The sequence below is a fragment of the Shewanella sp. 6_MG-2023 genome, from assembly GCF_030547195.1.
In the GTDB taxonomy this organism is placed as follows: Bacteria; Pseudomonadota; Gammaproteobacteria; order Enterobacterales; family Shewanellaceae; genus Shewanella.
In genome coordinates, this window is record NZ_JAUOQU010000075.1 from 1 (window position 1) to 1,227 (window position 1,227).

At 38.0% G+C, this 1,227-nt stretch carries 1 protein-coding gene; it reads right to left on the reverse strand.

Annotation, left to right across the window (positions count from 1 at the left end; all coding sequences use genetic code 11):
* Positions 1 to 91 precede the first annotated feature (91 nt).
* The gene (locus Q4533_RS19595; protein ID WP_102532123.1) at positions 92 to 1,075 is read right to left on the reverse strand and encodes a hypothetical protein; all 984 of its coding nucleotides are present in this window, start codon (positions 1,073 to 1,075) and stop codon (positions 92 to 94) included.
* Positions 1,076 to 1,227: the final 152 nt, after the last annotated feature.

Genomic DNA, 1,227 nt, shown 5'->3' on the forward strand with positions numbered 1-1,227 from the left:
ACCTGTTCTGAAAGTCTTTGGGAACCGCCCTGTGCGGAGCCGCATGCAGGGTGGTGTGGGGGCTGGAGGCTAGATACTTCCGGCTACCCTATTATAACGATTTTTCTCGATATTTTTCTATAGTCATTAGAAATTCATTGGGTGAATCTACGCCTAAATATATGAGCTTACCCGAATTAAGCTTGATCTCAATATTTGGATTACCAGCCAAATTGAATCTATTAACATTACTTGACCGACGTATGAAAATTGCATTCGGTTGAACGTGAGCAATTTCACTTAAAGCAATCCTTAATGGATTCCAAACACCATACCTCACTATAATGCTGTCCTGAAGAATTGAAATAGGTCTAATTGCAATGGCTTTATACTCTGCAATAAAAAACACTAAACCAAGAAGAGTTAAAGCCGTTATGAAATTAGCAGCAAACGGTGACCATAAGAAATGTAACAACAAATGCATTACGGGTAGTTCAAATAAAATCATTAAAATAAAGCCTAATTGATTGCTTTGAGCGCCATCTTTTTTATGACAGCTAAAATGACTATCTCCAATAAAACTTTGTTGCCTTATCTTTTTAGAAAATAACGCGTATGTCCAAACTCGCGCCTCAAAAGAGAGTAAAGAGCTTATAGCACCTTTACCTAAAATTCTTTCTATTGGTTTTGATATAGCCAAATCTGGATCTTGATCTTTGGTAAGAGAAGCTTTGATAGCAAAAAATACGGTCAAAATAGTGGTGATTTCTAAAACGATAAACGCAGCTATAGCAAGATAGCGCAATGATTCAAGGTAAGGCCATACAACCTTGGAACTTTCAGGAATTACAAAGCTGCCTAGCAAAATAATTAAACAGCTATAGGCAACAGCTTTGATAGCGGCTTCTTTCTTATCTTTTACAAACCAAAAGCATAAAATAGGTAAGACAAGTAAACCATCGATTAGCAAAAGCCATTCTGATTTTTCTACGCCATATCCGTTAAGCGCATTGGAGCTTTGATAGTAAAAAGCCCAGAAAACAGAAATAACTGCAAGAAATATAAACGGGATATTCTTTTTAGTTAAAGTTTGCACCGATGCTCCTTATCGTTATAACGCCGCCATAATTTGCCGACTGAAGCGCAGCGTAAGGCGGTCAAATTGATGGCTTTGTGTACGCCCAGCATGGGCATGAACTAATGAGGTGAAAGTCCTCTGTAGGAAGGTCACCGTTTATTAACATGCTG